The sequence below is a fragment of the Halosimplex carlsbadense 2-9-1 genome, assembly GCF_000337455.1.
GTDB lineage: Archaea > Halobacteriota > Halobacteria > Halobacteriales > Haloarculaceae > Halosimplex > Halosimplex carlsbadense.
The window spans coordinates 1-26,300 of the sequence record NZ_AOIU01000011.1 but is presented as its reverse complement, the minus strand read 5'-3'; the positions used below and the strand labels follow the sequence as shown (position 1 = coordinate 26,300).

Sequence of the window (26,300 nt, the reverse complement as noted above, 5' to 3'; positions counted from 1 at the left end):
GGGACCGAACCCGCGACGCTTCGCACCGTATCGACACCTACTTTCGATCCTGGGGCCGACGATTGGCCATGTACGTCGGACGTTTCGTCGTCGTCGCGCCGGAAGTGGGCGCCTACCGCGTCTCCTCGCGCTCGTTCCCGAACAGGAAAGCGACCGGCCGCGAGCCGGGCACCGTCACCGTCGGCCCGACGGCCGACGCCCCCGAGACGGACAACCCCTACGTCGAGTACAACTGCCTCCGACTCACGGACAACGGCGCCGTGATCGGCAACGGCTCGCACGTCGACCCCATCGCCGAGAAGCTCGAGTTGGGCTACCCCGCCCGCGACGCCGTCGCCGAGCCGCTACTGGCGCTGGACTTCGAGAAGGACGACTACGACACCCCGCGCGTCGCGGGGATCGTCGGCGTCGACGCGGACGATCCGAGTACGAACGCCGACGGCCCCGGCGCCGTGATCGGGACCGTCCGCCGCGACGCCCTGCTCGTCGAGGAGCTCACCGAACCGACGCTCGTCGCCACCTACGAGAAGGACAGCCCGGAACCGGTCGACTTCGACGCGACCGACGCCGCCGCGGCCGCCAGCGAAGTCTACCAGATGGACCTCGAACACGAGGTCTGTGCCGTCGGTGTCTCCGGCGACAGCGCGGGCGGGTTCGAGACGGCCATCTACAACGGTAGCGAGGGCGAGTGACCGCAGGGAACAAGCTCTCGAAGTGAACGGCGACCGCAGGGAGCCGTGAACCAAGCGAGGACGAGTAAGCCACGCGCGCGAGCCCTCAAAGCGAGGCGGGTCGCCCTGCTCTCGGCTCCCTTCGGTCGCCGGTCGCGGTCGGCACCGCACTCCCCGCCTCGCGGGCGTCGGTGCGCACTCCGAAAAAACCGATTTCTGACAGGATTTTGCCGTACTACTAAGACCGAGGGGTGCGCAGGCCAGGCCATGAAGGTGGGCGTCATCTCGGATATTCACGGGAATCTCGTGGCGCTGGAGGCGGTGCTGGAGGACATGCCGTCGGTGGACCTGCTCGTCTGTGCGGGCGACGTGGTCGGGTACAACCCCTGGCACGCCGAGTGCGCGGCGGCGATCCGTGGCGAGGGCGACCACGGGCTGAGCGACGAGGCGGCGGCGATGCTGCCGGACGGCGAGGTTCCGACGGTGATGGGCAACCACGACCGGGCGGTCGCGTTCGACCAGGCCTACGGCTTCAACGACATGGCCGCCGCCGCGGTCGACCACGCCCGCGAGACCTGCACCGACGACCAACTGGAGTGGCTCGGGGAGTTGCCCGAACAGCGGGTCGTCTGCGACCGCCGGCTGCGCATCGTCCACGGCCACCCCAACGACCCCGACCGCTACACCTACCCCGAGGAGTACGAGCCCGACATGCTCGGCGACGAGGAGGTGCTCGTGACGGGCCACACGCACGTCCAGGGCCACGAGTTCTTCGACGAGGGGCTGATACTGAATCCGGGCGCGGTCGGGCAACCGCGCGACGGCGACCCCAGAGCGGCGTACTCGTTGGTCGACTTCGACAGCCGCGAGATCGAGGCCCGTCGCGTCGAGTACGACGTGGACCGCGTCGTCGACGCCGTCCGCGAGGCCGATCTGCCGCTGCGGATCGGGACCCGACTGCGCTCCGGACAGTGAGCCCCGCTCCGACTGTGTTCGGTTTCGCGTACGTACTGACTACTGGCAATCGTGTTCGAAACGGCTGTCTTCAGAGGCGCGTGCGAGATTCGGGGCGCGCACTGAACGACAGAATCTTAGGTAGTACGAGTGCTGGTATATCACGCATGGACGCCCTCCAAGAGAATCGAAGCACACCCACGGTCTCCGAGTCGAGTATCGTCCTCATCGGTCTCTTGTTCGCTATCGTGGGCCTCGTCTTCCGAGATTCGTTCGGGTTCACGTCACTCCTCGCTGCCCTAGGGATCGGTCTCGTAGTCGCTGGAACGGTCTACATCGCCGCCGAAGGCCCCGAAGTAGTCCGTCTATCACTGGCGTTCGTCTCACTCGTTGCGCTCCCGTTACTCTCCTATGGCAGCGTTGTCCGATGGATCGGTGCGATGATGGTCGGAGCCGTCGTCGTTGGTGTCTCGTACAGTCGAATATCGAAGTGAGCGACAGATAGGCGCCCCGTCCCGACCACGGTCGCCGTCCGAACCCAACCCTACTCGCTCCCTCGAAGTCGGCCGGAAATCACCCGTCGAGCGGCCGCAAGTCCGCCGAGAAGTGGCGCAACTCTTTCATGGGCGGCTCGTCGACCACCTCGAACCCCGTCAGCTCGTCGGCCCGGTCGACGACGGCCGCGGCCGTCTCGCCGACGTGTTCGAAGTGTTCGCGGTGATAGGTGCGCCGTGGGACCGCGAAGCGGACGTACTCCGGCCGCTCGGTCTCGGGGAACGCGAAGCTCCCGAGTTCCACGGTTCGGACCCCGCCCTCCAGATACAGCTCGCAAGCGAGCGCCTGCCCCGGAAAGTCCGACGACGGAACGTGATCGAGGGCGGCGCCGGCGTCGACGTAGACGGCGTGGCCGCCGACGGGTTCGTAGACGGGGAGCCCCGCCGCGGCGAGTTCGGCGCCGAGTTCGGCGACTTGACCGACGCGGTGGGCGAGGTAGTCGTCGTCGACCGCCTCGCGCAGGCCGACGGCCATCGCCTCCAGATCCCGGCCCGCCAGCCCGCCGTAGGTGGGAAAGCCCTCGTAGAGGATCGCCCGCTGTTTCGCCCGCTCGAACAGGTCGTCGAGGCCGCCGTCGACGGCGACGAAGCCGCCGATGTTGACGAGCCCGTCCTTCTTGCCGCTCATCACGATAGCGTCGGCGTACCCGAGTTGCTCGCGGGCGACTTCGGCGGCGGTCGCGTCGGCGAACTCGGGCTCGCGTTCGGTGACGAAGTGGGCGTTCTCGGCGAAACGGCAGGCGTCGATCACGAAGGTGGCGCCGATCTCGTCGGCGAAGGCGGCCACCTCGCGGGTGTTTTCGACGCTAACCGGCTGGCCCGCCGCGGAGTTGTTCGTGATCGTCAGGACGACGACCGAGACGTTCGCCGCACCGACCTCGTCGACGGCCGCGCGGCCGGCCTCGACGTCGAAGTTCCCCTTGAACGGGTCGTTGGCGTCGGGCTCGCTGGCGGCCGGGTCCGGACAGTCGACGGCCTCGCCGCCGTTGGCGGCGACGTGGGCGCGGGTCGTGTCGAAGTGCGTGTTGTTGAGGACGCGGTCGCCCTCGGCGACGAGCGTTCCGTACAGGACGTTCTCGGCGCCCCGACCCTGGTGAGCGGGGACGACGCGGTCGAAGCCCATCACGTCGGCGACGGCCTCGCGGAGTCGCCGGAACGACGACGACCCGGCGTAGGACTCGTCGCCCCGGAGCACGGCCGCCCACTGGGCGTCGCTCATCGTTCCGGTCCCGCTGTCGGTCAGCAAGTCGACGAACACCCGGTCGGCCGCCACGTCGAAGAGGTTGTAGCCGGCCGATTCGAGGGCCGCCGCGCGCTCCTCGCGCGAGGGGAGATCGACGGGAGTTGCCATCCGCGTGGCGTACGAGCGCATACACCACCTCCGCCCGGGACGGGCTTATTTGATGTCCGACAGGACAGTGCGACGGTGAGCGCGTCCGGCCCGTGACGGGCAGGTCCGTCCATCGGCGGGTACCCGCTCGCCCAACGCCGGCGACTCGGCGGGTTCGCTCGCGACGAACACGCGCTCGGCGACTTGGTCACGCGCCCAACCGTCGCCCGGGCTGTCTCGCAATACGCCGTCTCAGAACACGTCCTGGACGAGCTTGAGCGTCTGCTCGCGGTCGTCCCAGGGGACGAACACGGAGACGGAGGTCGCGGAGGTGATCACGTCGTAGAGGTGGATGTGAGCCTCCGAGACGGGATCGATGGTGCGCTTGACGATGCCGGGCTGGTTGGGCAGGTCGCTGCCGGTGACGCGGACGACGGCGATGTCGTCCTCGACGGTGACGCTGGAGAGCGCCTCGCCGTCGACGACCTCGTCGTGCAGCAGCGCCTCGGCGTCCTCGGCGTCCTCGGCGTCGACGTAGAAGGTGATCGAGTCCATCCCCGAGGAGTTGGCGTCGATGTTGATCCCCTCGTCGCCCAGCGCGGCGGCCAGATCGGCGAGGATGCCCGGGCTGTTGCGGATCGCGCGGCCGGCGACGGTGACGCAGGCCAGTCGCTCTTCCTGCAGGTCGATGAGGTTCTGGAATTCGCCCTCGATGGACGTGCCGCCGGTGAGCAGGTCGTCGTGCTGGTAGTGGACGACCCGGACGCCAAGGTCGGCGTCCTTGTACGACAGCGCGGAGGGGGCGACGACTTCGGCGCCGCGGAACGACAGCGAACGCAGTTCGTCGACGGTGATCTCGCCGACGTTGCGGGCGCCCTCGACGACGCGGGGGTCCCCGGTCATGACGCCCTCGACGTCGGTGACGATGACGACCTCGTCGGCGTCCATGAACTTGCCGAGCATGACGGCGGAGGTGTCCGAGCCGCCGCGACCGAGCGTGGTGACGTTGCCCTGGTGGTCCTGGGCGAGGAAGCCGGTGATGACCGGCACTACGTCGGAGAGCTGGCCGCCGAGCGCGCTGGCACGTCTCTTCGTCTCGTCGACGTCGACCTCGCCGTACTCGTCGGTGATGATCGGCCATCCCTCGCTGCCGGGCTCGAAGAAGTCGGCGTCGATGCCGCGAGCGGCGAGGGCCCCTTTGAGCATCCGGACGGAGGTCCGTTCGCCCATGGAGACGATCTCGGCGCGGTCGGCGTCCTCGGCCTCGTAGTTGATGTCGTCGAGCAGGTCGTCGGTCGTCGACCCCATCGCGCTGGCGACGACGGCGACCTCGTGGCCGTTCTCGATCGCTTGCGCGATGGAGTCGGCCGCCCGCGTGACGCGCGCGCCGTTCCCGAGACTCGTGCCCCCGAACTTCACTACGACTCGCATCGGATCACCCGCTTCGTGTGTGCGTGGCGCATGGCTGGTGGAGCGGTGTTATCTCTCTCCCCGAATAACTGTGTCCATTGCGCGGCGGTCAGACTCCACTATCGTTCGATTTCCGCGGCAAGTTCTGCGACGGCGGTGGACACGTCGTCGGTATTCTCGTAGACGAGACCGTTCTCGCGGTCGGACAGCAGGTCGAGATACCGCCACCCGGAACGCGGCGAACCCGAGGACCTTACCGCTCGAACCGCGCCGCGAACCCGCCATTCTCGGGGACCACCACGTCCAGCGCCTCGTCGCCAGTGACCGTCCACTGCTCGGCTTCGAGCGTGCCGTCTCCCTCGTCTCGAACCACGTGGGCGGTCCACTCCTCGTCGGAGTCGGCGTCGCCGCTCCCCAGGAACGAGCAGTCGACGGTGACGATCCGCTGTGGCCCGGCCGTGATCGCCCCGAGGAACCACTCCTCGCCGTCCCGGCGGGCGACGGTCGCCTCGACGCCGGGGTACCCACCGACGAGGCGCGTCTCGTCCCACGCGGCGGGGGCCGCTTCGAGGAACCCCTCCGCTTCGGGTCGAGCGCCGTACTCGTCGATGGAGTCGGCGAAGTGCTGGAGCGGCGACTCGAAGACGACCGACAGCGCGAGTTCGTGGCCGGGTGTGGTCTGTGCAGCGTCGGCGGAGAACGTCACGGGTGTGTAGTCCATCGGCCCGACGACGTTGCGGGTGAACGGGAGGGTGCAGTTGTGCTCGGGCGTAACCGTCGACCACTTGTAGTACTCGGCGCCCATGACGCCCTCGTAGGTCATCACGTGGGGGTAGCGCCGTTGGAGCCCCGTCGGGACCACGGAGCCGTGGAAGTTCACGAGCAACTCGTGGTCGGCGGCCGCTTCGGCGAGGGCGTCGTAGAACTGGAGCCGCCCCTGGTCGTCGGCGTCCATGAAGTCGACCTTGATGCCGGCGGCGCCCCACTCGGCCCACGTCGGGAGGCGCTCTTCGCGCTTGGACTCGGTGTTCACGTCCGTCCAGTGGGTCCAGAGGAGCACGTCGACGCCGCGCTCCGCTGCGTAGTCGATCAGGTCCGGCATCTCATCGCGGCGGCGGGGCCACCCGGCGTCGACGAGGACGTACTCCCAGCCGCGGACGGCGGCGTAGTCGATATACTCGCGCTGGCGGGCGAAGTCGTCGGGGCTGTCCGATTCGGACCACCACGACCACGCGACGCGGCCCGGTTCGACCCAGTCGTCGTCGATATCCGAGCCAGCGACGAGGTCGGTCACCAGCGTTGACTCGACGATGTCGGCCAGGTCGCCGGTGATCGCGACGCGCCAGGGCGTCTCCAGCGGAAAGTGGGCGTTCATCTGCGTCTGGGGGAGACCGAAGGTCATCCCCGACTCCTCGGCGACGAGGCGGGCCGCGGCGTAGTCGCCGTCGGCGCCGGCCTCGGCCAGCAGCAGCCACTCGTCGTCGACCCGAAACAGGCCGGGCGTGCAGTACTCGCCGTCGGTCTCGCGGATGGGCTGCTGGCGGGCGCTGGCCTCGTGTGCCTTATCGAACGGTGTCAGCCAGGAGACGGTGTCGCGAGGGAGCGACAGCGTGGTCTCGTCACCGGTGTGTATCTCCATCGCCGTCCCGGTGATCCGATAGCGGACGGCCACGCCCTCGACGGCGGCGCGCAGGTCCACCTCGACGACGCCGTCGGCGTCGGGGTGGTCGTAGGTGACCGTGCGCTCGACCGCCCGATGCCCTCGCTCGCGCGCTTTCCCCTTCGGGAGGGCGTAGTCCTCGGCGACCTCGGTGGGGTCGCCGACCGATATCGCGGCGCCGGTCCAGTCGACACCGTGGAGCTGCCGGGCGAGTTTCCCCACGGGGAGTTCGGAGGGCGTGACGAGCGTCGTGTCCGCTCGCTCGACGGCAAGTTCGGCCGTCTCCGGGTCGAAGACGACCGCGTTCGCGTCTGCGGGGCCGGTGAGTCGCATGTGCGTTGGGGTACCGGCGGTCGCAAAAAGTTGCGGGTGCCGGAACGAGTCGCCCGCTCCGTCGGCGGAGCGGTGTGTCGAGCCATCTAGAGAAAGCACTTACCACAGCGGGAACCAGACCACCCGTGATCGACGAATCGAGCAGACGACACGTCCTCCGGACGGCGGGCGCCGTGTGCAGCGGCGGACTGATCGGGGGCTGTGTGCTGGGCGGCGACGACGGGCCGGCCGCAGGGGATCTGCTGATCCGGAACACGGATTCGGAGGCACACACGGTCGCGGTAACGGTCGAGAAGACGAACGAGAACGACGACGGCGTTCCACCGGGGCCGCGACGGTGACCCCGGAGGGAGAACCGATCTGGCGGCAGTCAGACGAGTACCGGGTCACGTCCGACGAACGCGTCGTCGCCTCGGGGATTCTGCGGGAGCCGGGCGCGTTCTTCGTCCGGGTCGGGAACGAGGACGGGGACCACACCGCGCAGGGATGGATCGGACTCTACGAAGCGTCCGGCGGAGGTGTCGCGGAGGATTATCTGGACATCTCGATATCCGCGGGCGACCGGCTGCGGCTGTCCGCGTAGGTCGCGGGCGCATAGAGTCGTCTCCCTCGCGGCCGCGGCGACGCCACCGAGCGGACGGTCCCGTGGTTTTATCTCTCGGAGCGTGCCACTCCCGTGATATGAACGAGGAATACGAGTGGCTCTCACTCGACCCGGACGAGTCGGTGGTCTGGACGGGCCAGCCGCGCGTCTGGCGCATCGTCGGCACCGCCGCGGGGGCGGCGATCCTGTCGCTGCTGGCCCTCGCGGCCGCCGTCTTCGTCACGACGCAGGTGGCGCTCGACCCCGCCGAGTTCCCGGTGGCGCCCGGCCTCGTGGTCTGGGCGGTCGCGGCGCTGATCGTCGCCTCGCAGGTCCTCGGCGTGGCCTGGGCGTATCTGAAGGTCGAGCACACGGACTACGTGCTGACCGACCGGCGGATCTACCTGAAGACGGGCGTGCTCTCGGAGACGGTCACGAGCGTCGGCGTCGACCGCGTCCAGAACACGACGCTGCGCAAGGATATCACGGGGAACCTCTTCGACTACGGGACCCTCGCCGTCTCGACGGCCGGCAGCGGCGGCGCGGACCTCGCTGTTTCGGACTTGGACGACCCCGAGACTTTCCGCGACCGGCTTCAGGAGCAGGTCCGCGCCGCGAGCGAACGCGGGGAGGACGACGACGACCCGGCGCCGGTCGCCGAGGGGCTCGACGAGGCGACCGTCGAGGCGCTGCTGGCGGAAGCCAGGGGGCTGCGCGCGGTCGCCGAGCGCATGGAGGAGCGCGCATGAGCGGCGACGGCTCCGCGGACGGCGGAAGCGACTCGACGAGCGGAGAGGGCGAGCGCGGCGGTTCGCTGACCGACCGCGCCGCGGCGGCGGCCGACTCGGAGGTCTCGGAGTGGCTCTCGCTGGAACCGGGCGAGGAGGTCGTCTGGGTCGGCGAGCCGACCAAGCTGCGGATGGTCGGCACGCTCGTGACGGGCGTGGTCCTGATCCCCTTCCTGATCGGGCTCGTGATCCTCCTCTTTTCGCCGCTGTCGTACCTGGGGATCAAACACACCGACTACGTGGTGACGAACCGCTCGCTGTACGTCAAGCAGGGGATCCTCAGCACCAACATCGAGAGCGTCGACCTCGACCGCATCCAGAACACGGAGTTCACCCAGTCGTTCTGGGGCACGCAGCTCGGCTTCGGCACCATCGAGATCAGCACCGCCGGGAGTTCCGGCGCCGATATCTCCTTCGACGACGTAGAGGACGCTCGCGACGTGCGCGAGGAGATCTCCCGCGTCCAGCGGGAGGCCGGCGGCGGCGGTCGCGACGGCACCGGCGGTGGTGGCGGTAGCCGCGCCGACGACCGGCGGGCCGCGAGCGCCGACCAGCTCGACGAACTCGTCGCCGAACTCCGCGCGACCCGCGAGGCGCTCGAACGCGTCGAGGCCCGGATGAACGACCGGGCCGACGGTTCACACTCCGAGACTCCGCTGTCGGGCGGCCGCTCGGACGACCCGCTGTCCGGCGACGGAGTCGACGGATTCACGCCGGACGGCGAGGAGAACTGAGCGCCCCGGTCGGCCGCGTCGGTCGCTTTCGACCCGCTACTCGCGGGAGAGGGTCGCCGAGACCTCTTCGACGGGCTCGTCGCAGGACGAACAGGTCGACTTCTCCTCGGCGACGTAGACGGTCCCGCAGGCGGAGCACTCGAACAGCCCCGTCGTCGGTTCCGGGGGCGACTCGTCGCCCGCGGCCGGGTCGTCGGGCGTCGCGGCGTCGCCACCACCGGCGCGCTCGCGGGCGTCGCTCAGCACTGACCGCAGGCGAGTGGTCAGTGCCATTCGCCGACCACCCCGTCGCGTGTTCCGTCCTCGAAGTCCCGTACGCGCCAGTGGTGACTACCGGTCGTACTCGTCTGTTGCATCTACCCGACATCGGGCGCAAACGCCCGTGACGGTTATCCCTAATTGTTTAGCCACCTATCGGTGAACGGCGGGTCAGCGGCCCGCTCCCCGGTGGAAACCGGCGATCGGAGTGCGCGCTAGACGTAGGTGAACCAGTCGTCGTAGCCGTCGAGTCGACCCTCGACCAGATCGAAGAACTGGCTCTGGATCTCGTCGGTGACCGGGCCCTTCGTCCCCTCGCCAATGACGTTGTCGTCGACGCTGCGGATGGGCGTGACCTCCGCGGCCGTGCCGGTGAAGAACAGTTCGTCGGCGGTGTACAGCTCCCCGCGGGAGATGGTCGCCTCGTCGTGGACGGTGTAGCCCAGGTCTTCGGCGAGTTCGATGGCGGTGCGGCGGGTGATCCCGTCGAGGATGGACTCGGCGAGGCCGGGCGTGTAGATCTCGCCGTCACGCACCAGAAAGATGTTCTCGCCGGGGCCTTCCGCGACGTTGCCCTCCTTGTTGAGGACGATCGCCTCGGTGTAGCCGTTGCCCTTGGCCTCCTCGGTGGCGAGCATGGAGTTGACGTAGAGGCCGGTGGTCTTCATGTTCGTGGGGATCTGGCTGGAGGCGTGCTTGCGCCACGAGGAGACCATCACGTCGACGCCGTTCTCCAGAGCGTCCTCGCCGAGGTAGGCGCCCCACGGCCAGGCGCCGATGGCGACCTTCGTCGGGCAGTCGCCGGGACTCACGCCGAGGGAGTCGTACCCGTAGAAGGCGATCGGGCGGATGTAACAGGATTCGAGCTCTTCCCGGCGGATCAGCTCGACGGTGGCCTCGGTGAGTTCCTCGGGTTCGAAGGGGATCTCCAGATCGTAGGGCTTGCCCGACTCGTAGAACCGTTCGAGGTGCTCCTCCCAGCGGAAGATGGCGGGGCCGTCGACCGTGTCGTAGCACCGGACGCCCTCGAACACTCCCGAACCGTAGTGGAGGCCGTGGGTGAGGACGTGGATCTGTGCGTCGTCGAAGTCGACGAACTCGCCGTCCATCCAGAGTTCGTCGACGCCCTGGAACATCTCTGGGCGCTCGCTCATGGGTCGTACCTCCCGGTGAGGGCCGCTCCCGGTTTATAGGTTGTCAGTCGCCCGGCGTCGGGGCTGCGCGCGTCGGCCATAGCCACAGTTGCGACCCGGCCGTAAAGAGTGTTGACGGTCGCGTGCGACCGCGTGACACAAACAGACGCTGGGGTTACGAGAGGGCTTTTACTCGAGAGCGGCGAGCATTCACGGACGATGACTGTCGAACGAGACCGCGGCGGTACGAACCGGGCGCGAGGGGTCTGCGGTCCGCGCACCCGGCCGCTCGGTCGGTTCCACGCGGACGCAGGGCCGGCCAGCGAGCGCGCCCCGCCGTCGACCGGAGTCGGGAGCGACCCGGTATGAGCGACGATTCGGGGCTGTCGATCAACGGGCCGGAGTCGCTTCGCGGCGCGCTGTTGATGCTGTTGCTCGGCCTCGCGGTCACCGGCTACGCCGGCTACGACTACGTCCAGCAGTCCGATGCGGTACGGAACTCGGTCGAGGTGAACGCGACGATCACCGAGGTCGGCGTCGAGACGTCCTCGGCCAGGCGCGGGGTCGACCACGAGCCGACGGTCCGGTTCAGCTACGAGTACGAGGGAACGACCTACGAGAGTTCCAGCGTCTTCCCCGCGTCGATATCACCGACCTACGACACGGAGTCGGCGGCCCGCTCGGTCGTCGCCGAGTACGAGGAGGGTGGGGCGGCCACCGCGTACGTCTCGCCCGACCGACCGAACGGGGCGTTCCTGAAAAACAGGACGACGAACACGCCCCTGTTCGCCGCCGCCTTCGGAATCCTCTTCGTCCTGGGCGGCGGGTGGTTCTCGCTCAAGAACCTGTAAGCGTCCGACTCACCGGCGGTGTCACGATGTGAAATAGCTGGTCGGGAGTTATGATCCCGGGTGGCGTATCCGTCGGAAACCGATGGAGCCGACCGACCGAACGGGTCGTGAGGGGAGATCCGGCGGGCCCGACAGCTATCGGCGCGACGAACGCGGCGTCTCGTCGGTCGTCGGGACCGTCCTGTTGGTCGCGATCGCGGTCGTGTTGGCCGGTGTGATCGCGACGATGGCGATCGGCTTCGAGAGCGAACTGGACGAGCCGGCGCCCGCGGGCGCCTTCGACCGCGAGTACGTGGCGACCGGCGAGGGTAACACCGACAACCGACCCTATCTCGAGATAACCCACGATGTCGGCCGGACCGTCGACGCCGAGAACGTGATCATCAAAGACGAGAGCGGCAACACGATCCGCTGGTCGGAGGTCTGGACGGGTGGCCCACAGGTCAAGGCCCAGGAGTACGTCCACATCGACGGCTTCGACAGCGACAGCGTCCTCGACCCGATCTGCAGCGAAGGGGACAGCTACTTCGTCATCCTCCGGAACGACGACGGTGAGACGGTCATCTTCAACGAGTGGACGGCCACGCGAGACCCGGACCTCCCCGACGGCCCCGAAGGGCCGGACGGCGACAACGACGGGGACGGGATCCCCAACTGGTGTTGAGTCGCGCGCCGACTCACCGACCGCGCTACTCCTCGACGACGACCGTCCCGACCATCCCCTGCCGGGAGTGTGGGATACAGACGTAGGTGTACTCGCCGGCCGTCTCGAAGGTGTGCTCGTAGGTCTCGCCCTGCGGGACGGTCTGGCCCACGTTCCCGTCGTCGTAGCTGGCGAACGACTCGGCGCCGTCGGGCAGGCTGATCTGCGGAGAGTCACCGGGGCGACAGCCGACGTTGTGGGTCGGACTGGCGAAGTACCAGGTGACCGTCTCGCCGACGGAGACGGTGTACTCCTCGGGGTCGTAGGCGTAGGCGCCGTTCGGTCCGGCGACGATGTCGCCCGAGTTAGGGGTCCCGGTCGGGCCGTCGGAGTCGTCGGTCGCGCAGCCGGCGACGGCGCCGGCGGCGGCGAGCCCGCTCGCGCGGAGGAGCGCGCGGCGCGAGAACGGTTTCATCGTCGGGGACTGAGGGCGGACACCCCTTCAGTCGTCCGATACCGGTCGGCCGAGTCGCTCGACGACGGCCGACCCCTCGACGTAGACCAGCCCCTCGCGGTCGGCGTAGGATCGAGCGGCGGCGGGGGTGAGGGCTGTCCCGGTGTCGTCGTCGAGCATCTCGCAGACGACCATCGCCGGCGGCAGGTCGGCGGCGCCGGCGAGCGCGACGGCGAGTTCGGTGTGGCCCTCCCGGTCGGCGAGGAGGCCGGGGGCCGCCCGGAGGACGTGGACGTGGCCGGGCGCGCGGAACTCGCTCGCGAAGTCAGTCCCCTCCGGATCGGTCGCGGCGGCGGCGAGTTCGGTGATCGTCAGCGCGCGGTCCTCGTCGGTGATGCCGGTGTAGGTGTCGCGGTGGTTGACCGTCAGCGAAAACGACGACCGCTCGTCGTAGCCCAGGTCGTGGTCGGCGGCGACCGGGTGGTCGATGACTTCCTGCAGGTAGGGCAACTCGAAGGCGTCGGCCACCCTGTCCCCGAGCGCGGCGCAGACGAGGCCGCCGGCGTCGTTGCGCATGCGGGCGACCGCCTCGGGCGTGACCGCGGCGGCGGGGTAGATCAGGTCGACCTCGCCCTCGCGGTCGGCGGCGTCGTGGACGAGGATCGGGTCGCCCCGCCGGAGCGCGTCGACCGCTCGGTCGACGGCCGCACTCGCGGTCGCGGTCGATCCGTCGCCGGTCATGCTATCGCTGTTCGGTGACATGGATGGTGAGGGAGGAGCCGTCGTCGAGCCCCAGTTCGTCGCGGAGTTTCACCGGCGCGATCACTTCCAGCTGGTCGTCGCCGTGGTGGGTGCGCTCGGGGGTGATGACGTGGGCGTCCTCGAAGGTCGCCCCATCGTCGGCCTCAACGGTCGCGGGGTAGCAGTAGGCGGGCCCGTAGGTGCGTTCGTCGTCCTCCCAGCCGTCGATAGTGACGGGCTCGAACGAGGAGAGGTGGCCGCGCTCGCGGACGCTGTCCTCGTCGAGTTCGATGTTGAGCGTCCCGAGGAACGGCTCGTAGCCCAGGCGGTCCTCGAACTGGCGCATGTACCCCGGCAGCGAGATGTAGTGCCGTCCCTCGCCCATCCCGCTGGTGATCGACCCGTCGAGTTCGACGCTCGCGTCCCGCTCGAAGATGCGCCGGTAGTCGGCGTACTCGCGCTGGAGCGCGCGCTCGCCGGCGTCGGTGACGGTCACCCACTGGCCGTCGCTGACGATCTCGCGTTCGACCAGATCGGACTCCTCCAGTCGCTGGAGCCGCCGCGAGGCCGTCTGCGTCGAGGCGTCGAGCCGCTCGGCCAGCGCCGAGCAGGACACCTTCTGGTCGCCGTCGAGGTCGCCCGACAGCGCCAGCTCCTTCAGCGTCGCCAGCTCGGCGTGGCCGACCGACGACGCCGTGATTCCTGACATACCTCTCTCTAGCGACCACTCGCCGATAAGGGTACCGGATGTGGGATGCGTCCCAGAATTGGGTAAGACGATCGTGACGGATCGATCCGTCGGTCGCGTGTGTCGACGTACGAACCGGTACGTCATAACGGCACCGAGTCGTCGTTCGGCACCGAGTCGCCGTTCAGAACCGAATCGCCGTCCGCAGGAGTCACTCCTCGCGGGCGAGCCCGCCGTCGGTGGCCGCCGTCGTCGGCGAGCCCGCACCGCCGCCGGCGTCGCCGACGACGAATTCGTCGAGCAACTCCCGGAGGTCGTCGGCGCGGTCGGACAGCGAGCGGGCGTTGTCGGAGGCCTGCGTGAGCGAGGCGGTCTGTTCCTCGGCGGCCGCCGAGACCTGGTCCGATTCGGCGTCGATCCGGCCGGCCATCTCGGAGACCTCGTCGACCATGCTGGCGACCTCCTCGGTGGAGGCGGCCTGGTCGTCGGTCGCGGCGCTGATCTCGGTGATGCTGTCGTGGGCCGAGCGGACCGTCTCGGCCATCTCGTCGAGCGCGTCCAGCGCCTCCCCGGTGGTGACGGCGCCGGACTCGACGCGGTCGGTCATCTCGCGGATGTTCGCGACCGTCCCGTCGGTCGAGTCCTGGATGTCGGTGATGAGCCGTTCGACCTCGTCGGTGGCTTCGGCGGCCTCCGCCGCCAGGCCCTTGATCTCGTCGGCGACGACGGCGAAGCCCTCGCCCGCCTCGCCGGCCCTGGCGGCTTCGATCGAGGCGTTCAGCGCGAGCATGTTCGTCTGCTCGGCGATCTCGGCGATCATGTCGACGACCTCGCCGATCTCGTCCATCTCGGAAGCCAGCGACTCCACCTCGTCGGCCGTCTCGTCGGCCTTGGTCTCGATGGCGTCGAGGTCCTCGATCGCCTCGCCGGCGGCCTCGCGGCCGGCCTCGCCGACTTCGACGGCTTCGCCGGTGGCGTGGTCGAGTTCGTCCGCGGAGGCCGCCACCTCCTCGACGGCGCCCGAGAGCGTGCTCATCTCCGTGGCGACCGACTGGAGGCGGTCGTTCTGCTCGTCGGCGTCGGCCGAGACCGCCTGCATCGACTCGGCGACCTGCTCGCTCGCGGCCTGGCTCTCGCTCGCGCCGGCTTCGACCTCCTCGCTCGACGCGCCCACCTCTTCGGCGAACGCTCGGATCTCCCGGATCGTTCCCTCCAGATCGCCCATCATCGCGTTGAACGACGCTGCGATCTCGGCCATCGCCTCGTTGTCGCTCTCGGCGTCCATCCGCCGGGTGAGGTCACCCGCCGCCGCGGCGGCCATCACGTCGCCGAACTCCGTCGCCTTCCGTTCGAGGGTCTCGCTCAACTGCTGGGCCTGCTCGCGCTCGCGTTCGGCCCGTTCCTTGGCCTCCTCGGCCGCTTCGCTGGCCTCCTCGGCCTCCAGCCGGGCGTCCTCGGCGTCCTCCTGGAGATCGACGGCCTCCCGGCGAGCCTCGTCGGCCTCGCGGGTGGCCGTCTTCATGTCGTCGACGACCGCCATCGTCCCCGTCGAGCCGACGGCGTAGACGCCGATGGTCGTCCCCAGGAACATCATGCCCAGGGCGTTCATCAGCGCCGGCGCGACGCCGAGCCACTCCAGCAGCACCGACCCGGTCCACAACAGGCCCAGCGTCGCCCCGAACGTGAAGTTGACCCAGAACCCGCGTTCGAGGTCCGTGTCCCGCCAGTTCAGGACGCCGACGACGACCGCCGCCGCGAACGCCGCCGCCGCGACGAAGTCGAACAGGACCGTGATCTCAACCATCGTCGACCACTCCCGGTTCGATCTCCCGCTTGCGATGGACGTACGCGGCGACCAGGAAAGCGATCCCGGCGCCCATCAGCCCGACGGCGTGTTCGGTCGCATTCAGCAGGCCGCCCAGGAAGAGATCCTCCAGGTTGGTCGCCAGTGCCGCGACCACTAACATTCCGTAGCCGACCGCGAACCACCGCGACCGCTCGCGGTACTGGATCGCGACCGGGACGATCCCGACGATCGCGACCGCGGCCACCGCGACCGTCATCGGGTCGAGCGTCGATAGTATACTTGCCATTTCGGTCTCCGTGGCAACCACTCTCCCGGTATCCTGTATCAAGATATCTGCCGAAATACGAAGATTGATAATCCGGCCCGGCCGACCGTAACGGCCGTCGAACGATGGCGAACTCGCGTTCGGTCGAGCGTCACGGCCGTTCGGGCTCGGTCAGTCGCCGACTTCGGCGTAGGGGTCGCGCTCCCAGAACTCGCTGTCCTTCTGCAGCTTGGGGACCCAGGTGTCCTCGGTCTTCGACAGCAGGGTGACGTGCGAGACGGGCACGTCGTTGAGGTGGTCGTGCTCGGGCATGTGTTCCATCACGTCCTCGGTGAACGCGCGCACGTCCTCGTGGTCGGGCATGGCATCGCGGTCGAGGCGGCCCCGCGAGTGGCCGACGTGCATGTACGCCTTCAGCTCGACGAAGTCGGGGTCGGCCCGCTGGAACATCGAGGCGTACCACTCAGGGTGGTGCATGTTCCGCCCGTTCACCAGCGTGGTGCGCAGGACGGTGCGGGTCTCGTCTTTTGCGGCGAGCACGTCCAGCGTGTCGATCAGCCGCTCCCAGGCGTCGTCCTCGACCGCTTTGACAGTGTTATCGAAGGTCCAGCGGTCGGGCGCGTCGACGCTGACGTACAGCTGGGTCGGGTCGCATTCGGCGAGGACTTCGGGTTTCGTCCCGTTCGAGACGAGGAAGGTGGTGATGTCGCGCTCGCGGAACTCCTCGATGAGTTCCGGCAGGTACGGATAGAGCGAGGGCTCGCCGTCCAGCGAGATGGCGACGTGCCGGGGTTCCATGGCCTCCTCGAAGCGCTCACGGGGGACCTGGTCGTTGCCACCGAAGCCCGACAGCAGCTTCTTCTGGAGTTCCAGCGAGGCGTCGGCGACGGCGCTGGGGTCGTCCCACTCGACGTCGCCGAGTTCGTAGGCGTGACCGGCGTGATCCCGCCAGCAGAACACACAGCGCTCGTTGCATTTGACGACCGGCGTCATCTGGATGCAGCGATGCGATTCGATCCCGTAGAAGGCGTACTTGTAGCACTTCCCCTCGCCGCGCAGCGAGTTGGCCGTCCACCCACAGGTCTGGGCGGCCGTGTGGTTCTCGCTGTGGTACTCCGGGTCCGACACCTGCTTGGGACCGTCCGATTCGCTCATTGGAGGCAGGGACGGTAGCCGTTCGTATACATCTGTTCCTCCGACGGTTGGTCCTCCTGCAGTTGTCGACTGCTCTGATCCACCTCAATCTGTCTCGACCCAAACTGACACTGACGGCTCACGAATTATCGCCCAGGTTTGCTGCCGCGGCAATCGCGTCCTCTGCGGTGCCAGCCATTTGCCTGTGGCAGAACTCCTCTAGAGCATGTCAGGGATGTGTCTACGCAACCTGAGTTCTGGGATATCGTTCCGATTCAATATCACTTCCAGCTTGTTTAGTGTGTGCTCCGATGGTATCGAACGTGATCACAGGATACGCTACCTTTGACCGTGTGAGGGAGAATACACTGTAACTATCACCTACAGTCATCCGCTTCTGGAAGTTATGATTGCCGTACTAGTTATCTAAGCTATGATTTGGTAACTATCCATTGTCCCAGTCATTTGTTCTTTATTGAACTCTTCGGAAGAGTCTTATTCGCGGTTCCCAAAGCGGTGCGGTCGTGGGATGGTACCAATGAGCATGAAATCGATCGAGACGGTAGACCGCCGAAAGTCGGACAGGGTAGTACGATCAGTAACACGGAACCGTGGGAAGTACGCGTTTCTCATCGGTGCAGGGACGTCCAAGAGTGCGGACATTCCACTGGCTTCGGAGTTCATCGAGCGGTGGCAAAACAAGCTATATATCGAGGATATGCTCGGGCTTGAAATTGAATGCGAGGAGCCCGACTGGAAGCACTACGAGGATGAGTTCGACGATGATGACCCGGATTTCCACGAATGGGTCAACGATTATCGGAAGGAAAAAATGAAGCAAAATCAGAACGAATACGGATTCTGGTTTTCTGAGTGTTATCCGACGAGAGAGGAGCGGCGCCGGCACATCAGTGAGAATGTCGCTGATTCAGATACGACGTTTGGGCATATAATGATGGCCGGGATGCTGACTGCAGATCCGCCCTACATTTCTCATGTTCTCACCCCCAATTTTGACGACTTGCTATACGATGCCTTCTATGAATACTTCCATGAACGGCCTCGAATGCTCAACCACAACGCCATCATCGGGCCAGAATTCAAACTAACCGAATCAGACCCAGCGATTATCAAACTCCATGGGGACTATCTGTATTCAAATCTACAGAATACGGCGTTTGAGACGAGTACTCTGGAGAAAAACATGCGTATTGCGCTTCGTCGGACTTTGCAGGAATACGGACTTGTCGTCGTCGGATACGGAGGCCGTGATGACTCTATCATGGATGTCTTGACCTCGGATGATTTTGCTATCCCGGAACCGGGTATCATCTGGTGTGCATATGACGCAAGCGAGCTCAACCAAAATGTCGAGAAGCTGTTGCGGAAACCAAATACGTATCTCGTCGAAATAGGTGGATTTCAAGATCTGATGGGCGACTTTTATAGGAAGGTTCGCTACGATGAAGGATTCTTATTCCCACGAGCCAAGGAGATCGAAGATCGAATGCGAAAGCTCTCAAACAAAGTAATTGCAGAAGTTGAGAGTTTTCGGGTTGATTCCAGTGATCGAATCGATGGCCAGGTCGATAAGGAAGACGATGAACAAGCGCTTCAGGGACTCCGATATAGACTGTCCGGAGACTACTGGTATGAAGCGGAAAAGAACGAATATGCCGAGGAACGATATGAACGGGCTATCAGAGCGGATAAAGAAGACCCCATGAACTATGTCGCGCTTGCAGAATACTATTCCAATCGCGACAAAAAGATCTTTGATGAATGGGCTCTCGCTGAAGACCTCTACATGGCCGCTATAGGAGGTCCTTGTCAGGAGACCACGCCCACAGGAGAGCTTGGAGTGCTTGATATAGATGGAGAGGAGATCGATCTGAATGATCTTGACCTCGACGGCCTCGACAATTCGGAGATCTACAATGGACGGGGTACAGTCCGCCGACGAATTGCTCGAACACTTGCAGAGCTCCATTCGGAACTGCGGACGGAGATTAACCAGACGGTTCCAGATGGTGGTGAACAAGGGGACAAATCAGCTGAGGAAGACTCAGAGAGTGAATCGAAGAGCGGGCCAAACGAGCAACAGGACTCCAGGATTTCGTTAGCGAAGACTCTTAACCAGCGAAAGCAACAAAGACTCTCTGAGAAGACGGATCGTCTAGAGAAGAGACTGCGAGCGGCTGCCGAAAAGAAATGGGAACAAGCACTCCGAGATTTCAAATGGGCGATTGATCGCGACTCTAGCGCCTACGAGCCATACAGTGGAAAGGGTGTCGTGTCGTTCGAAAAGGGACAGCTCTATGAAACTCTCGATGAATCCGCAAAAGCGGCAGAACAATACGATACTGCACGTCAATGTCACGAGCAAGCGATTGAGCAAAGCAAAGGAGAAGAGACACCACATCTTAATCTCGCAGAAGTTGCGTTTCGTCTCATGGATTTCGAGACGATGACTGATGAGGCCAAGACTGCGGCCGATCTCTCACGCCGGCTCAGTTGGAAGCTCTTTGCGATGTACTTTCAGCTCTTAGGTACTGAGGCTCAACTTCAATCAAGTGAGGAGTCGTCGGATGAGAAGGATCAGTTGCGTCAGGATATCGACGAGTTGAGCGATAAGATTGAGGACCTCATTGAGAAAGGGAATACCATTACTTGGGTGAAGCCACATATTACCAATATTATTGACGGAGTTCAAGACGAGACACCAGTCAAAGAGTCCGTTGAGGACGAATACCTCGCAGTTATCCCGGGAGAAGACGACGATGGGGAACTGGTTGATGGACTTGTGAACTGTATCACGGACTATCTCGCTAAGGCAGACGAGAAGTTCGAAGTCAAAATCAGAGAGGGCTATCTAATGATGGATCGCTCTACGGGCGATTACACTGATATCATTGACGGCGAGAAGTCTGCAATTATCCACGAGGGTCAAGTTTGCGGCCATAAACTTGGGGATTCTCTAGAGGGATTTCTTTCAGCGGTCAATTCCGATATTGAAGTTCTAGAGGACGGTCAGGGCCTGGCGTTAACCAGTCGAGATATGGAGGAATCAGATGAGACCGACGGTACAGACATCGGAACAACGCATGCACACCTTCTCCTCTTCTCCAAAACCTCCGGAATGAATAGTGATATCCAAGAGGTGGCTATTCGGAACGGATATTATGTTGTCAAAACACAGAGTGGAGAAGAACACGATGATATTGAGGATATTAACTTTAACAAGGCCGCTGGCATTGAATTTGACCGGAAATACACCGACTACGTTGACCAGTTATTTGAGGAGGGATCTCATCGCCCAACCAGAAAGGACAACAGATCCATTTACAAATATATTGAGAGAGATGATGTGAATACGGATATTCTAGATGATCTTATTGAGAGAGTGGTGATATAACCCCATTATCTCACAATTGAGCCACTGCTGAGTTTAAGATTTATCTCGTCGCCTGAGTGCCTCATCGTATTCGGGAGAGACCCGGGAAAGATGCTGAAAACTGTTTGATACATTCATTTCGAAGGTGTGTGCCGACGAGTCCGAATGCCGCTGTCGAAGCGTCGCGCTTGGAGTCAATGCGACCAGCATCGAGCTACCCTGACACCGGTACGATATCGAAGAGGCGACTCCCTGAAGAGTACGAGGTCGGTTCACCGAATCGTCCGGTCGAGAAACTGCTGAATAGCCTCGGGACCCGCGGGCGGGAGGTCCGCCAGAAGCGGCGCAAGCGACCCACCCTCCTCCGCGTGCGTCGCCTCGGAGACCGACTGGGCGTGGGTCGGGTCCGCCGCGAGCAGGTCCATCGCCACGCGTTCGGACTCGATGTCCTCGACGTCTTCGACCCAGACGTGGTTCAGATCGTGTAACTCGTAGAAGACGCCGTCCACGCCAGCCGCCTCCAGAGCGTCGAAAAAGCGGTGGCTGTGCGCCACGTCGACCACCTCGTCCTCGCGGCCGTGCATCAACAGTACCGGTGGACTTTCCGACGTGACGTGCGTGACGGGACTGGCCTGTGCATACCGCTCGGGGTGTTCGGAGCGAGAGCCGCCCATCAGCAGCGGGATGAGTCCCTCCACGTCGTCCTCGACGAGCGTGAAGTCGGCGGCGCCGTACCAGCTGACGACGGCCTGGACGGCGCCGGATTCGTCGGGCGCGACGGTCTGTTCGACCTCGTCGGCGAAGGCGTCTCCGAGGTCGGTGACGTCGTCGACGACAGCCGCGAGGAGGGCGAGGTGGCCACCCGCGGAGGCGCCCCACGCGGCGATCTGGCTGGCGTCGTAGTCGTACTCGTCAGCGTGAGCGCGAAGCCATCGAATCGCGGCTTTCACGTCGACGAAGTGGTCGGGGAAGTGACCCCGTGGGGTGGGGTTGCCCGGGTCGTACATTGCTTCGACGGCCGCCCCATCGGGGGCCTCCTGGAGGCGGTAGCTGACGCTGGCGATCGCACAGTCCCAGTCGGCGGCGTACTGCTCGGGATCGGGAATGTTCGAGCGTGTCTCCGCGATCCACCCGCCGCCGTGGACGTAGACGACCAGCGGTGGGTCATCAGAGTGTGGCAGGTAGAGGTCGAGTTTCAGCTCGCCGGTCTCACGCTCGGCGTACGTGATTCCTTCGTGGACGGTGACGTCGTCCGTCATGATATCCGAAAGAGGCAGAGCGGCCGGTATAGAACTACGGTTTCCGGAACCTGCCCCGGCGAGGCGAACCGATCCAGACTCGATCGGTCGCCGCACGAGCGACTACCCCACTGTCTGAACCAGCGACATCCAGGTTTCGTGGCGTGTCGAGAATTCGAACGTGTGTACCCTGGAACCGAGCACTGAGCGGAAGGGCTGATTCGGCGTCGATACAACCACTCGACTGCGTAGCCTGTCATATACTATGACTGTGTGTCCTATACCCAGACCACGTTTAATATAGTCGCCCAAATGATATTTATGAAGCAAGCGACGACATAACGCGGTGACCCCACACAGTGCTGCCCGCTCGACCCATGCCGCGGTTCGCCCTTTCCCGTAGCGCCACGACCGGAGCGAGCGGAAAGGGTCTGCGCGACCGCTGCGTGAATCCCTTCAGGTCGGAGATGCAATCGATGGGAACTGTAGTCAGTGGGCCGAATCGGGGGTCCGATTAGTCTGGCATATACGCCTCGTCGTCGATCCCGAGATGGGCCACCACGTCGGAGAACAGATCGGTTCCCTCGGCTCCACCCCTGTCAGGTCGGTCGTCGACCACCAGCATGACGCTCCCGTCTGCGAGTTTCTCGACCAGCCACGCCGGGGCCTCGTGAAGACGGTCGGCGCCGACTATCTCGACAAGATAGGGCGGAAGAATGTGGAGCCAGTAAACCGCGTCGAACGCGTTGCCGCTGACCTGCGCGTCTGGAACAGTGACTCGCCCATCGAGCAGAGAAGCAACATCGCTCGGACCGAACGCATGGACGCATCGGATCTCGTGTCCATGGTCACGCAACGAGAGATAGGTGTCTCGGAGCAAGTTGATCAGGCGTTCGGTATGTTCGCGGGCGTCGGGTGATCCAGCATATCGTTCTTGAAAATGGGTTCCGTAGACCTGGATTTCCATTGCCGGGACGCCGTCGAATTGTGGAAGCGTAGCCGAATCGAGGGAGAGATGATATTCAACCCCTCCGAGGTCGAACGTTATCGAATTGTCGAGCAGTTCAGCTGGATCCACTTCATCAGCAGTTCCCGCTTCAATCGTAGTCTCCGCGTGTCCGCTAACGAATTCGAGCATGTCACTCGCCAACGCGGCAGATGGTTCCTCGTCGAGGACATAATACGCATACAAGAACTCGTCCATGTTTGACAGTTGTTTAGCTGTCTTCAAAAGAGTAGTCTTTGGTAGTGCCTTGGCTGGTTCAGTTCGGTAGTTCGGAAGCGATAGTACGAACCTCGACGAAAGCGCCGTCCGTATTCGGAAGGTCGTCGATTTCGTTCAGAGCCACGCGACCATCACCTGCACTAACTGGAACCTGGCTAGGATCGTTGGCAATCAACACGGTATCGCCGTCTGGGGTCCCGGCCGCCTTCTGATACTCTTTCAGGTTATTCAGCTGCTTTTCGATGTCAGTGATACCTGCTGACTTCGCTTCGATCGCGGTGTCATCTACTAATACGATATCGGCTTCGAACTGCGTTCCCGAAGGGCTATCGCCGATCGCTCGGACTTCCGTGGTTCCCAGCTCGTCGGCCAACGAAACCTCGTAGATGGCTCCCTTGATGTTGCTATACGCGTTGTTTCGAGTGAGGTACGCATTGTCCGGGGCGACGCCGTCCGCCCGTTTGGCGATATCGGCGTCTACTTGTTTCGCAACTCCATCGATATCGGCTTGTGACACGCTCTTGAGAGCAGTTGTGAATTGGTCGATTGTAGTGGCTTGGAGCTCGATCTTGCTGGATGGGTCTTCTGCTGACCGAGCAAGTGAAACACGAATGTCATCAGCAAGTTCAGTGGAACTTTTCCCGATTGTATCGAGATCGTTGGCAGCTGCGAGCTCATCCTCTAGCGACAGGAATCGTTGCAGGGCATCTTCGCCGACACCACTCAGCCCGCGGAGCGTTTCCGCCCCTGCGCCGCTTGGCGTCCCATCGACGAGTCGGCGTGCTTCTGTGATGCGATCGACCCGGAGGACACCGCCGAACGCGACCGGGTCGAGTTCGTCGGCCAACCGCGAGATTTCATCCGCCCGGCCGTTCGTGATAGCACTGCTCGCCTTGTCGATCGCTGCACTGCCCGTCACGCCGTCAGTACCGGTGATCCGGGCGAGCGTCTGACCGTCGTAGGCATCAGTGAGCTGTGCGGCATCCCCTCGGTCCGCTAACTTCTGTACGACCAGCCGCTGCTCAGAACTAGCGAGTCCGTCGAAGCTGTCGATCCGTGTAGTCAGCTGGGCGACCTCGTCGGCCGTCGCGTCGACCCGCGGCAAGACGTCTTCGAGCGCCCTGGCGGTGTCCCCATCGAGACCTGCTCTGACCAGTTTGCCGCGTTGGGCGCCCCGTCGAACGTCGTCGGCGATGCCAGGCGATAATTTGCTGGAAATTCGCGGGAAGGCGGCGCTGAATCTGCTACCGATCTTCTGGTCGAGCACGCGTCCGACACTGGTCGCCGTCTCCGGCGCGTACTCGACGAACCGTGCGGTGATCGTCGCAACGTCGGTGATGTCCTCGGCCGTGTCGACCGCGAAGCTGCCCGCGCCGAGCGCGGCGCCGAGCCCAGTCGGCGCGGTCAACGTCCCGACGACGGTCCCAATACTCCCGCCGGCGCTGATGACCGCGCCGCCGCAGTCGAGGACGTTCGTACCGATATCGCTGTTCAGGACGAGACAGTCGCGCGTGTCGGCTGCCACGTCGACGGTCGGCGCGATGCTCGCCGTCAGCCAGCCGCCGTAGTACTCCAGCGTCTTCGAGCCGTCGACTTCGTATTTTACCCCGGCGTCACCGAGCACCGCGCCCTTGATCGCGTTGCCCGCCACCTCGCCCGAGGCGTCGACGAAGTCGACGTCACCGGCCGACGACGCCTCGCTCTGGGGGACCAACGGCTGCGGGTCTTCGCCGTCGTCGAGGCCGTCGTTGTCCGTGTCGGCGTCGATCGGATTCAGCCCGTCGAAGACGACGACCTCCTGGTAGTCCGTCAGCCCGTCGCCGTCCGTGTCGGGGTCGTTCGGGTCGCTTTTGATCTTGTAGCCGGCGTCGTTCTTCTGGGTCAACCGCAATTCCTCGCCGTCGCTGAGGCCGTCACCGTCCGTATCGGGGTCGTTCGGGTCGGTCGTCGTCGTGAGGCCGTTGCCCAGCGGGATCGTCCCGTTCTCGATGCTGTCGACGACGCCGTCGTTGTCCGAATCNTCGTTCGGGTCGGTCGTCGTCGTGAGGCCGTTGCCCAGCGGGATCGTCCCGTTCTCGATGCTGTCGACGACGCCGTCGTTGTCCGAATCCGTGATATCGATACCCTGGTCGGTGAGTTCGAGCGTCGTCGAGCTGGGATAGATCTCCCCGGCGACGTTCAGCCCGACGTTCGTCCGCCGGTAGTCGATGTTGATCGCAGGGTCCTCGCCGACGACGTTGTAGGCGACGCGGAACGCGTCGTCGGCGCCGCAGGTCGCGAGGCTGAAGTCGATGGTCGTGTCGTTGACGCGGTGGACCTCGTCGTCACCGCAGCCGCGCGGACTGCTCGTCGCCCCCTCCGGTGGGAAGTCGTTGCCCTGGCTGTCGACGCCATCACCCCCCTCGATGTTCGAGACCGACTCGTCGAGCGAGGCGTCCTCCAGTGTGACCGACCCGTAGGCGTCGTTGTTGCCTTCTCGGAGATAGAGGAGCAGTTCGACCGAGGTGTTCCCCCCACCGGTCGGCACCTGGCGACTCTCGATCTGTTTCCACTCGTCGCGTTCGAGCGCGACGAACTTCGAGAAGTGTGCGACCTCCGCCGTCACCGTGTTGGCGCCAGTGTCGACCGTCGAATCGAGTTCGACGAACGTCCCTTTGCTCTGGTTGAACCGGTAGACGGCGATGTCCGACTCGTCGGCGGCGGCGCTCTCGTCGTACTCCAGCGTGACCGATGCCGACTCGAACTCCGCGCTCGTCTCGATCTCGGTGAACGGGGAGACGGCCGCGGGCAAGCGATCGGCCAGGACGTTCCCGCGGTCTTTCGAGACGGTCGTGTTCGCTCGCAGGTCGCCCGTCCCGGTCAGCGACACCGAGGAGACGTTGCTTTCCACCTGGACGGTGATCGGCTCCCGGTTGTCAGGCGTGCCGTCCCCGTCGCTGTCGGCCGCGGTCGGGTCGAAACCATTGCGGATTTCGACGCCGTCGAGCACGCCGTCGTCGTCGGTGTCCGCGTCGGTCGGGTCGGTGGGATACTGCTCGACTTCCGCACTGTCGTTCAGGCGGTCGTCGTCCGTGTCGGCGGTGAGCGGACTCGTCCCCGCGTCGTCTTCGGCGCTCGCGGACAGGCCGTCACCGTCCAGATCCTCGTCCCCGTCGCCCACGCCGTCGTCGTCGGTGTCGGCTGTCGTCGGGTCGAACGCCCCGACTTGGATCTCGAAGCCGTCGTCGAGGCCATCGTCGTCAGAGTCGGCGACGAACGGGTCCGAACCGGCCTGCCGTTCGAACAGCGTGACCGCACGATCGCCGTCGTAGTCCTCTACCCCGTCGAGAATGCCGTTGTTCGCTTCGTCGGCGTCCGTTCGCGGCGAGTCGCTGTCAGGATCTAACGGGTCCGTTCCGGCGACGTTTCGTTCGTAGCGATCCGATAGCCGGTCGCCGTCGAGTAGCAGGGTC

At 64.8% G+C, this 26,300-nt stretch carries 24 protein-coding genes; 10 read left to right on the top strand and 14 right to left on the bottom strand.

Translation table 11 applies throughout. The features are described from left to right. Positions 1-68 precede the first annotated feature (68 nt). The 3 genes from C475_RS04870 to C475_RS04860 all read left to right on the top strand — a co-directional run bounded on the left by C475_RS04870 (position 69) and on the right by C475_RS04860 (position 2,119). Complete coding sequence (locus tag C475_RS04870; RefSeq protein ID WP_006882663.1) at positions 69-692, top strand: IMP cyclohydrolase; 624 nt, start codon at positions 69-71, stop codon at positions 690-692. A 246-nt stretch (positions 693-938) separates the two neighbouring features. Beyond that, positions 939-1,646 (top strand): metallophosphoesterase family protein, encoded by a 708-nt coding sequence (locus tag C475_RS04865; RefSeq protein ID WP_006882662.1) that lies wholly within the window; start codon positions 939-941, stop codon positions 1,644-1,646. 146 nt (positions 1,647-1,792) lie between these two features. Further along, positions 1,793-2,119, top strand: coding sequence for a hypothetical protein (locus C475_RS04860; protein ID WP_006882661.1), 327 nt, complete (start codon positions 1,793-1,795; stop codon positions 2,117-2,119). 79 nt (positions 2,120-2,198) lie between these two features. On the opposite strand, the gene C475_RS04855 is transcribed toward C475_RS04860, so the two are convergent. The 3 genes from C475_RS04855 to C475_RS04845 all read right to left on the bottom strand — a co-directional run bounded on the left by C475_RS04855 (position 2,199) and on the right by C475_RS04845 (position 6,912). Continuing rightward, the gene (locus tag C475_RS04855) at positions 2,199-3,551 is read right to left on the bottom strand and encodes a tryptophanase (protein WP_049930112.1); all 1,353 of its coding nucleotides are present in this window, start codon (positions 3,549-3,551) and stop codon (positions 2,199-2,201) included. Positions 3,552-3,761: 210 nt separating this feature from the next. Further along, the gene (locus C475_RS04850) at positions 3,762-4,940 is read right to left on the bottom strand and encodes an aspartate kinase (RefSeq protein WP_049930109.1); all 1,179 of its coding nucleotides are present in this window, start codon (positions 4,938-4,940) and stop codon (positions 3,762-3,764) included. Between the two features lie 232 nt (positions 4,941-5,172). Next, positions 5,173-6,912, bottom strand: a complete 1,740-nt coding sequence (locus tag C475_RS04845) for a glycoside hydrolase family 97 protein (protein WP_006882658.1) — start codon at positions 6,910-6,912, stop codon at positions 5,173-5,175. Between the two features lie 125 nt (positions 6,913-7,037). On the opposite strand from C475_RS04845, the gene C475_RS04840 reads away from it, so the two are divergent. The 4 genes from C475_RS04840 (at position 7,038) to C475_RS04825 (ending at position 9,017) form a co-directional block, all read left to right on the top strand. Beyond that, the gene (locus C475_RS04840; RefSeq protein ID WP_006882657.1) at positions 7,038-7,253 is read left to right on the top strand and encodes a hypothetical protein; all 216 of its coding nucleotides are present in this window, start codon (positions 7,038-7,040) and stop codon (positions 7,251-7,253) included. Further along, on the top strand, positions 7,250-7,495 hold the full coding sequence (locus C475_RS22975; RefSeq protein WP_006882656.1) for a hypothetical protein: 246 nt from the start codon (positions 7,250-7,252) through the stop codon (positions 7,493-7,495). Before C475_RS04840 ends, C475_RS22975 begins: the two co-directional genes overlap by 4 nt. Before the next feature lie 98 nt (positions 7,496-7,593). Further along, entirely contained in the window at positions 7,594-8,244 is a 651-nt protein-coding gene (locus C475_RS04830) for a PH domain-containing protein (protein WP_006882655.1), read from the top strand. Beyond that, positions 8,241-9,017, top strand: coding sequence for a PH domain-containing protein (locus C475_RS04825; protein WP_006882654.1), 777 nt, complete (start codon positions 8,241-8,243; stop codon positions 9,015-9,017). Before C475_RS04830 ends, C475_RS04825 begins: the two co-directional genes overlap by 4 nt. A gap of 36 nt (positions 9,018-9,053) precedes the next feature. Here the strand turns inward: C475_RS04825 and C475_RS24225 are convergent, their stop codons facing one another. After that, positions 9,054-9,290, bottom strand: coding sequence for a hypothetical protein (locus C475_RS24225; RefSeq protein WP_006882653.1), 237 nt, complete (start codon positions 9,288-9,290; stop codon positions 9,054-9,056). A 200-nt stretch (positions 9,291-9,490) separates the two neighbouring features. Continuing rightward, positions 9,491-10,429, bottom strand: a complete 939-nt coding sequence (locus tag C475_RS04815; protein WP_006882652.1) for a branched-chain amino acid transaminase — start codon at positions 10,427-10,429, stop codon at positions 9,491-9,493. Positions 10,430-10,773: 344 nt separating this feature from the next. On the opposite strand from C475_RS04815, the gene C475_RS04810 reads away from it, so the two are divergent. Beyond that, complete coding sequence (locus C475_RS04810) at positions 10,774-11,259, top strand: DUF3592 domain-containing protein (protein ID WP_006882651.1); 486 nt, start codon at positions 10,774-10,776, stop codon at positions 11,257-11,259. A gap of 82 nt (positions 11,260-11,341) precedes the next feature. Continuing rightward, entirely contained in the window at positions 11,342-11,923 is a 582-nt protein-coding gene (locus tag C475_RS04805) for a type IV pilin (RefSeq protein WP_006882650.1), read from the top strand. Positions 11,924-11,948: 25 nt separating this feature from the next. Here the strand turns inward: C475_RS04805 and C475_RS04800 are convergent, their stop codons facing one another. The 6 genes from C475_RS04800 to twy1 form a co-directional block, all read right to left on the bottom strand. Further along, on the bottom strand, positions 11,949-12,377 hold the full coding sequence (locus tag C475_RS04800) for a plastocyanin/azurin family copper-binding protein (RefSeq protein ID WP_006882649.1): 429 nt from the start codon (positions 12,375-12,377) through the stop codon (positions 11,949-11,951). A gap of 27 nt (positions 12,378-12,404) precedes the next feature. Then, complete coding sequence (gene ribB, locus C475_RS04795; RefSeq protein WP_006882648.1) at positions 12,405-13,097, bottom strand: 3,4-dihydroxy-2-butanone-4-phosphate synthase; 693 nt, start codon at positions 13,095-13,097, stop codon at positions 12,405-12,407. Position 13,098: 1 nt separating this feature from the next. Further along, positions 13,099-13,806, bottom strand: coding sequence for a DUF120 domain-containing protein (locus tag C475_RS04790; RefSeq protein ID WP_006882647.1), 708 nt, complete (start codon positions 13,804-13,806; stop codon positions 13,099-13,101). A 190-nt stretch (positions 13,807-13,996) separates the two neighbouring features. After that, a complete protein-coding gene (locus tag C475_RS04785; RefSeq protein WP_006882646.1) occupies positions 13,997-15,589 on the bottom strand; it encodes a methyl-accepting chemotaxis protein in 1,593 nt (530 codons plus the stop codon). Continuing rightward, the gene (locus tag C475_RS04780) at positions 15,582-15,878 is read right to left on the bottom strand and encodes a hypothetical protein (RefSeq protein WP_049930101.1); all 297 of its coding nucleotides are present in this window, start codon (positions 15,876-15,878) and stop codon (positions 15,582-15,584) included. The genes C475_RS04785 and C475_RS04780 overlap by 8 nt, the downstream gene beginning before the upstream one ends. A gap of 150 nt (positions 15,879-16,028) precedes the next feature. Further along, positions 16,029-17,012 (bottom strand): 4-demethylwyosine synthase TYW1, encoded by a 984-nt coding sequence (twy1, locus tag C475_RS04775; protein WP_006882644.1) that lies wholly within the window; start codon positions 17,010-17,012, stop codon positions 16,029-16,031. Between the two features lie 517 nt (positions 17,013-17,529). Here twy1 and C475_RS22185 point away from each other — a divergent pair. Then, positions 17,530-20,406 carry an SIR2 family protein gene (locus tag C475_RS22185; protein WP_161625167.1) on the top strand — a complete coding sequence of 959 codons (2,877 nt, stop codon included), beginning with the start codon at positions 17,530-17,532 and terminating at the stop codon, positions 20,404-20,406. A gap of 251 nt (positions 20,407-20,657) precedes the next feature. Here C475_RS22185 and C475_RS04760 read toward each other — a convergent pair whose 3' ends face one another. The 3 genes from C475_RS04760 to C475_RS24845 all read right to left on the bottom strand — a co-directional run bounded on the left by C475_RS04760 (position 20,658) and on the right by C475_RS24845 (position 26,296). After that, positions 20,658-21,644 (bottom strand): alpha/beta hydrolase, encoded by a 987-nt coding sequence (locus C475_RS04760; RefSeq protein ID WP_006882641.1) that lies wholly within the window; start codon positions 21,642-21,644, stop codon positions 20,658-20,660. Between the two features lie 493 nt (positions 21,645-22,137). Continuing rightward, positions 22,138-22,827, bottom strand: coding sequence for a hypothetical protein (locus C475_RS04755; RefSeq protein ID WP_006882640.1), 690 nt, complete (start codon positions 22,825-22,827; stop codon positions 22,138-22,140). A 58-nt stretch (positions 22,828-22,885) separates the two neighbouring features. Beyond that, complete coding sequence (locus tag C475_RS24845; RefSeq protein ID WP_449404410.1) at positions 22,886-26,296, bottom strand: hypothetical protein; 3,411 nt, start codon at positions 26,294-26,296, stop codon at positions 22,886-22,888. Positions 26,297-26,300 lie beyond the last annotated feature (4 nt).

Excerpts from the sequence above, each read along its gene's own strand:
- C475_RS04815 (WP_006882652.1), bottom strand. The coding sequence starts at position 10,429 with ATGAGCGAGCGCCCAGAGATGTTCCAGGGCGTCGACGAACTCTGGATG.
- C475_RS04855 (WP_049930112.1), bottom strand. The coding sequence starts at position 3,551 with ATGCGCTCGTACGCCACGCGGATGGCAACTCCCGTCGATCTCCCCTCG.
- C475_RS04830 (WP_006882655.1), top strand. The coding sequence starts at position 7,594 with ATGAACGAGGAATACGAGTGGCTCTCACTCGACCCGGACGAGTCGGTG.
- C475_RS04805 (WP_006882650.1), top strand. The coding sequence starts at position 11,342 with ATGGAGCCGACCGACCGAACGGGTCGTGAGGGGAGATCCGGCGGGCCC.
- C475_RS04790 (WP_006882647.1), bottom strand. The coding sequence starts at position 13,806 with ATGTCAGGAATCACGGCGTCGTCGGTCGGCCACGCCGAGCTGGCGACG.
- C475_RS04825 (WP_006882654.1), top strand. The coding sequence starts at position 8,241 with ATGAGCGGCGACGGCTCCGCGGACGGCGGAAGCGACTCGACGAGCGGA.
- C475_RS04785 (WP_006882646.1), bottom strand. The coding sequence starts at position 15,589 with ATGGTTGAGATCACGGTCCTGTTCGACTTCGTCGCGGCGGCGGCGTTC.
- C475_RS04860 (WP_006882661.1), top strand. The coding sequence starts at position 1,793 with ATGGACGCCCTCCAAGAGAATCGAAGCACACCCACGGTCTCCGAGTCG.
- C475_RS22185 (WP_161625167.1), top strand. The coding sequence starts at position 17,530 with ATGAGCATGAAATCGATCGAGACGGTAGACCGCCGAAAGTCGGACAGG.
- C475_RS24225 (WP_006882653.1), bottom strand. The coding sequence starts at position 9,290 with ATGGCACTGACCACTCGCCTGCGGTCAGTGCTGAGCGACGCCCGCGAG.
- C475_RS04845 (WP_006882658.1), bottom strand. The coding sequence starts at position 6,912 with ATGCGACTCACCGGCCCCGCAGACGCGAACGCGGTCGTCTTCGACCCG.
- C475_RS04780 (WP_049930101.1), bottom strand. The coding sequence starts at position 15,878 with ATGGCAAGTATACTATCGACGCTCGACCCGATGACGGTCGCGGTGGCC.
- C475_RS04810 (WP_006882651.1), top strand. The coding sequence starts at position 10,774 with ATGAGCGACGATTCGGGGCTGTCGATCAACGGGCCGGAGTCGCTTCGC.
- C475_RS04850 (WP_049930109.1), bottom strand. The coding sequence starts at position 4,940 with ATGCGAGTCGTAGTGAAGTTCGGGGGCACGAGTCTCGGGAACGGCGCG.
- C475_RS04865 (WP_006882662.1), top strand. The coding sequence starts at position 939 with ATGAAGGTGGGCGTCATCTCGGATATTCACGGGAATCTCGTGGCGCTG.
- C475_RS04755 (WP_006882640.1), bottom strand. The coding sequence starts at position 22,827 with ATGGACGAGTTCTTGTATGCGTATTATGTCCTCGACGAGGAACCATCT.
- twy1 (WP_006882644.1), bottom strand. The coding sequence starts at position 17,012 with ATGAGCGAATCGGACGGTCCCAAGCAGGTGTCGGACCCGGAGTACCAC.
- C475_RS04800 (WP_006882649.1), bottom strand. The coding sequence starts at position 12,377 with ATGAAACCGTTCTCGCGCCGCGCGCTCCTCCGCGCGAGCGGGCTCGCC.
- C475_RS04760 (WP_006882641.1), bottom strand. The coding sequence starts at position 21,644 with ATGACGGACGACGTCACCGTCCACGAAGGAATCACGTACGCCGAGCGT.
- C475_RS04870 (WP_006882663.1), top strand. The coding sequence starts at position 69 with ATGTACGTCGGACGTTTCGTCGTCGTCGCGCCGGAAGTGGGCGCCTAC.
- ribB (WP_006882648.1), bottom strand. The coding sequence starts at position 13,097 with ATGACCGGCGACGGATCGACCGCGACCGCGAGTGCGGCCGTCGACCGA.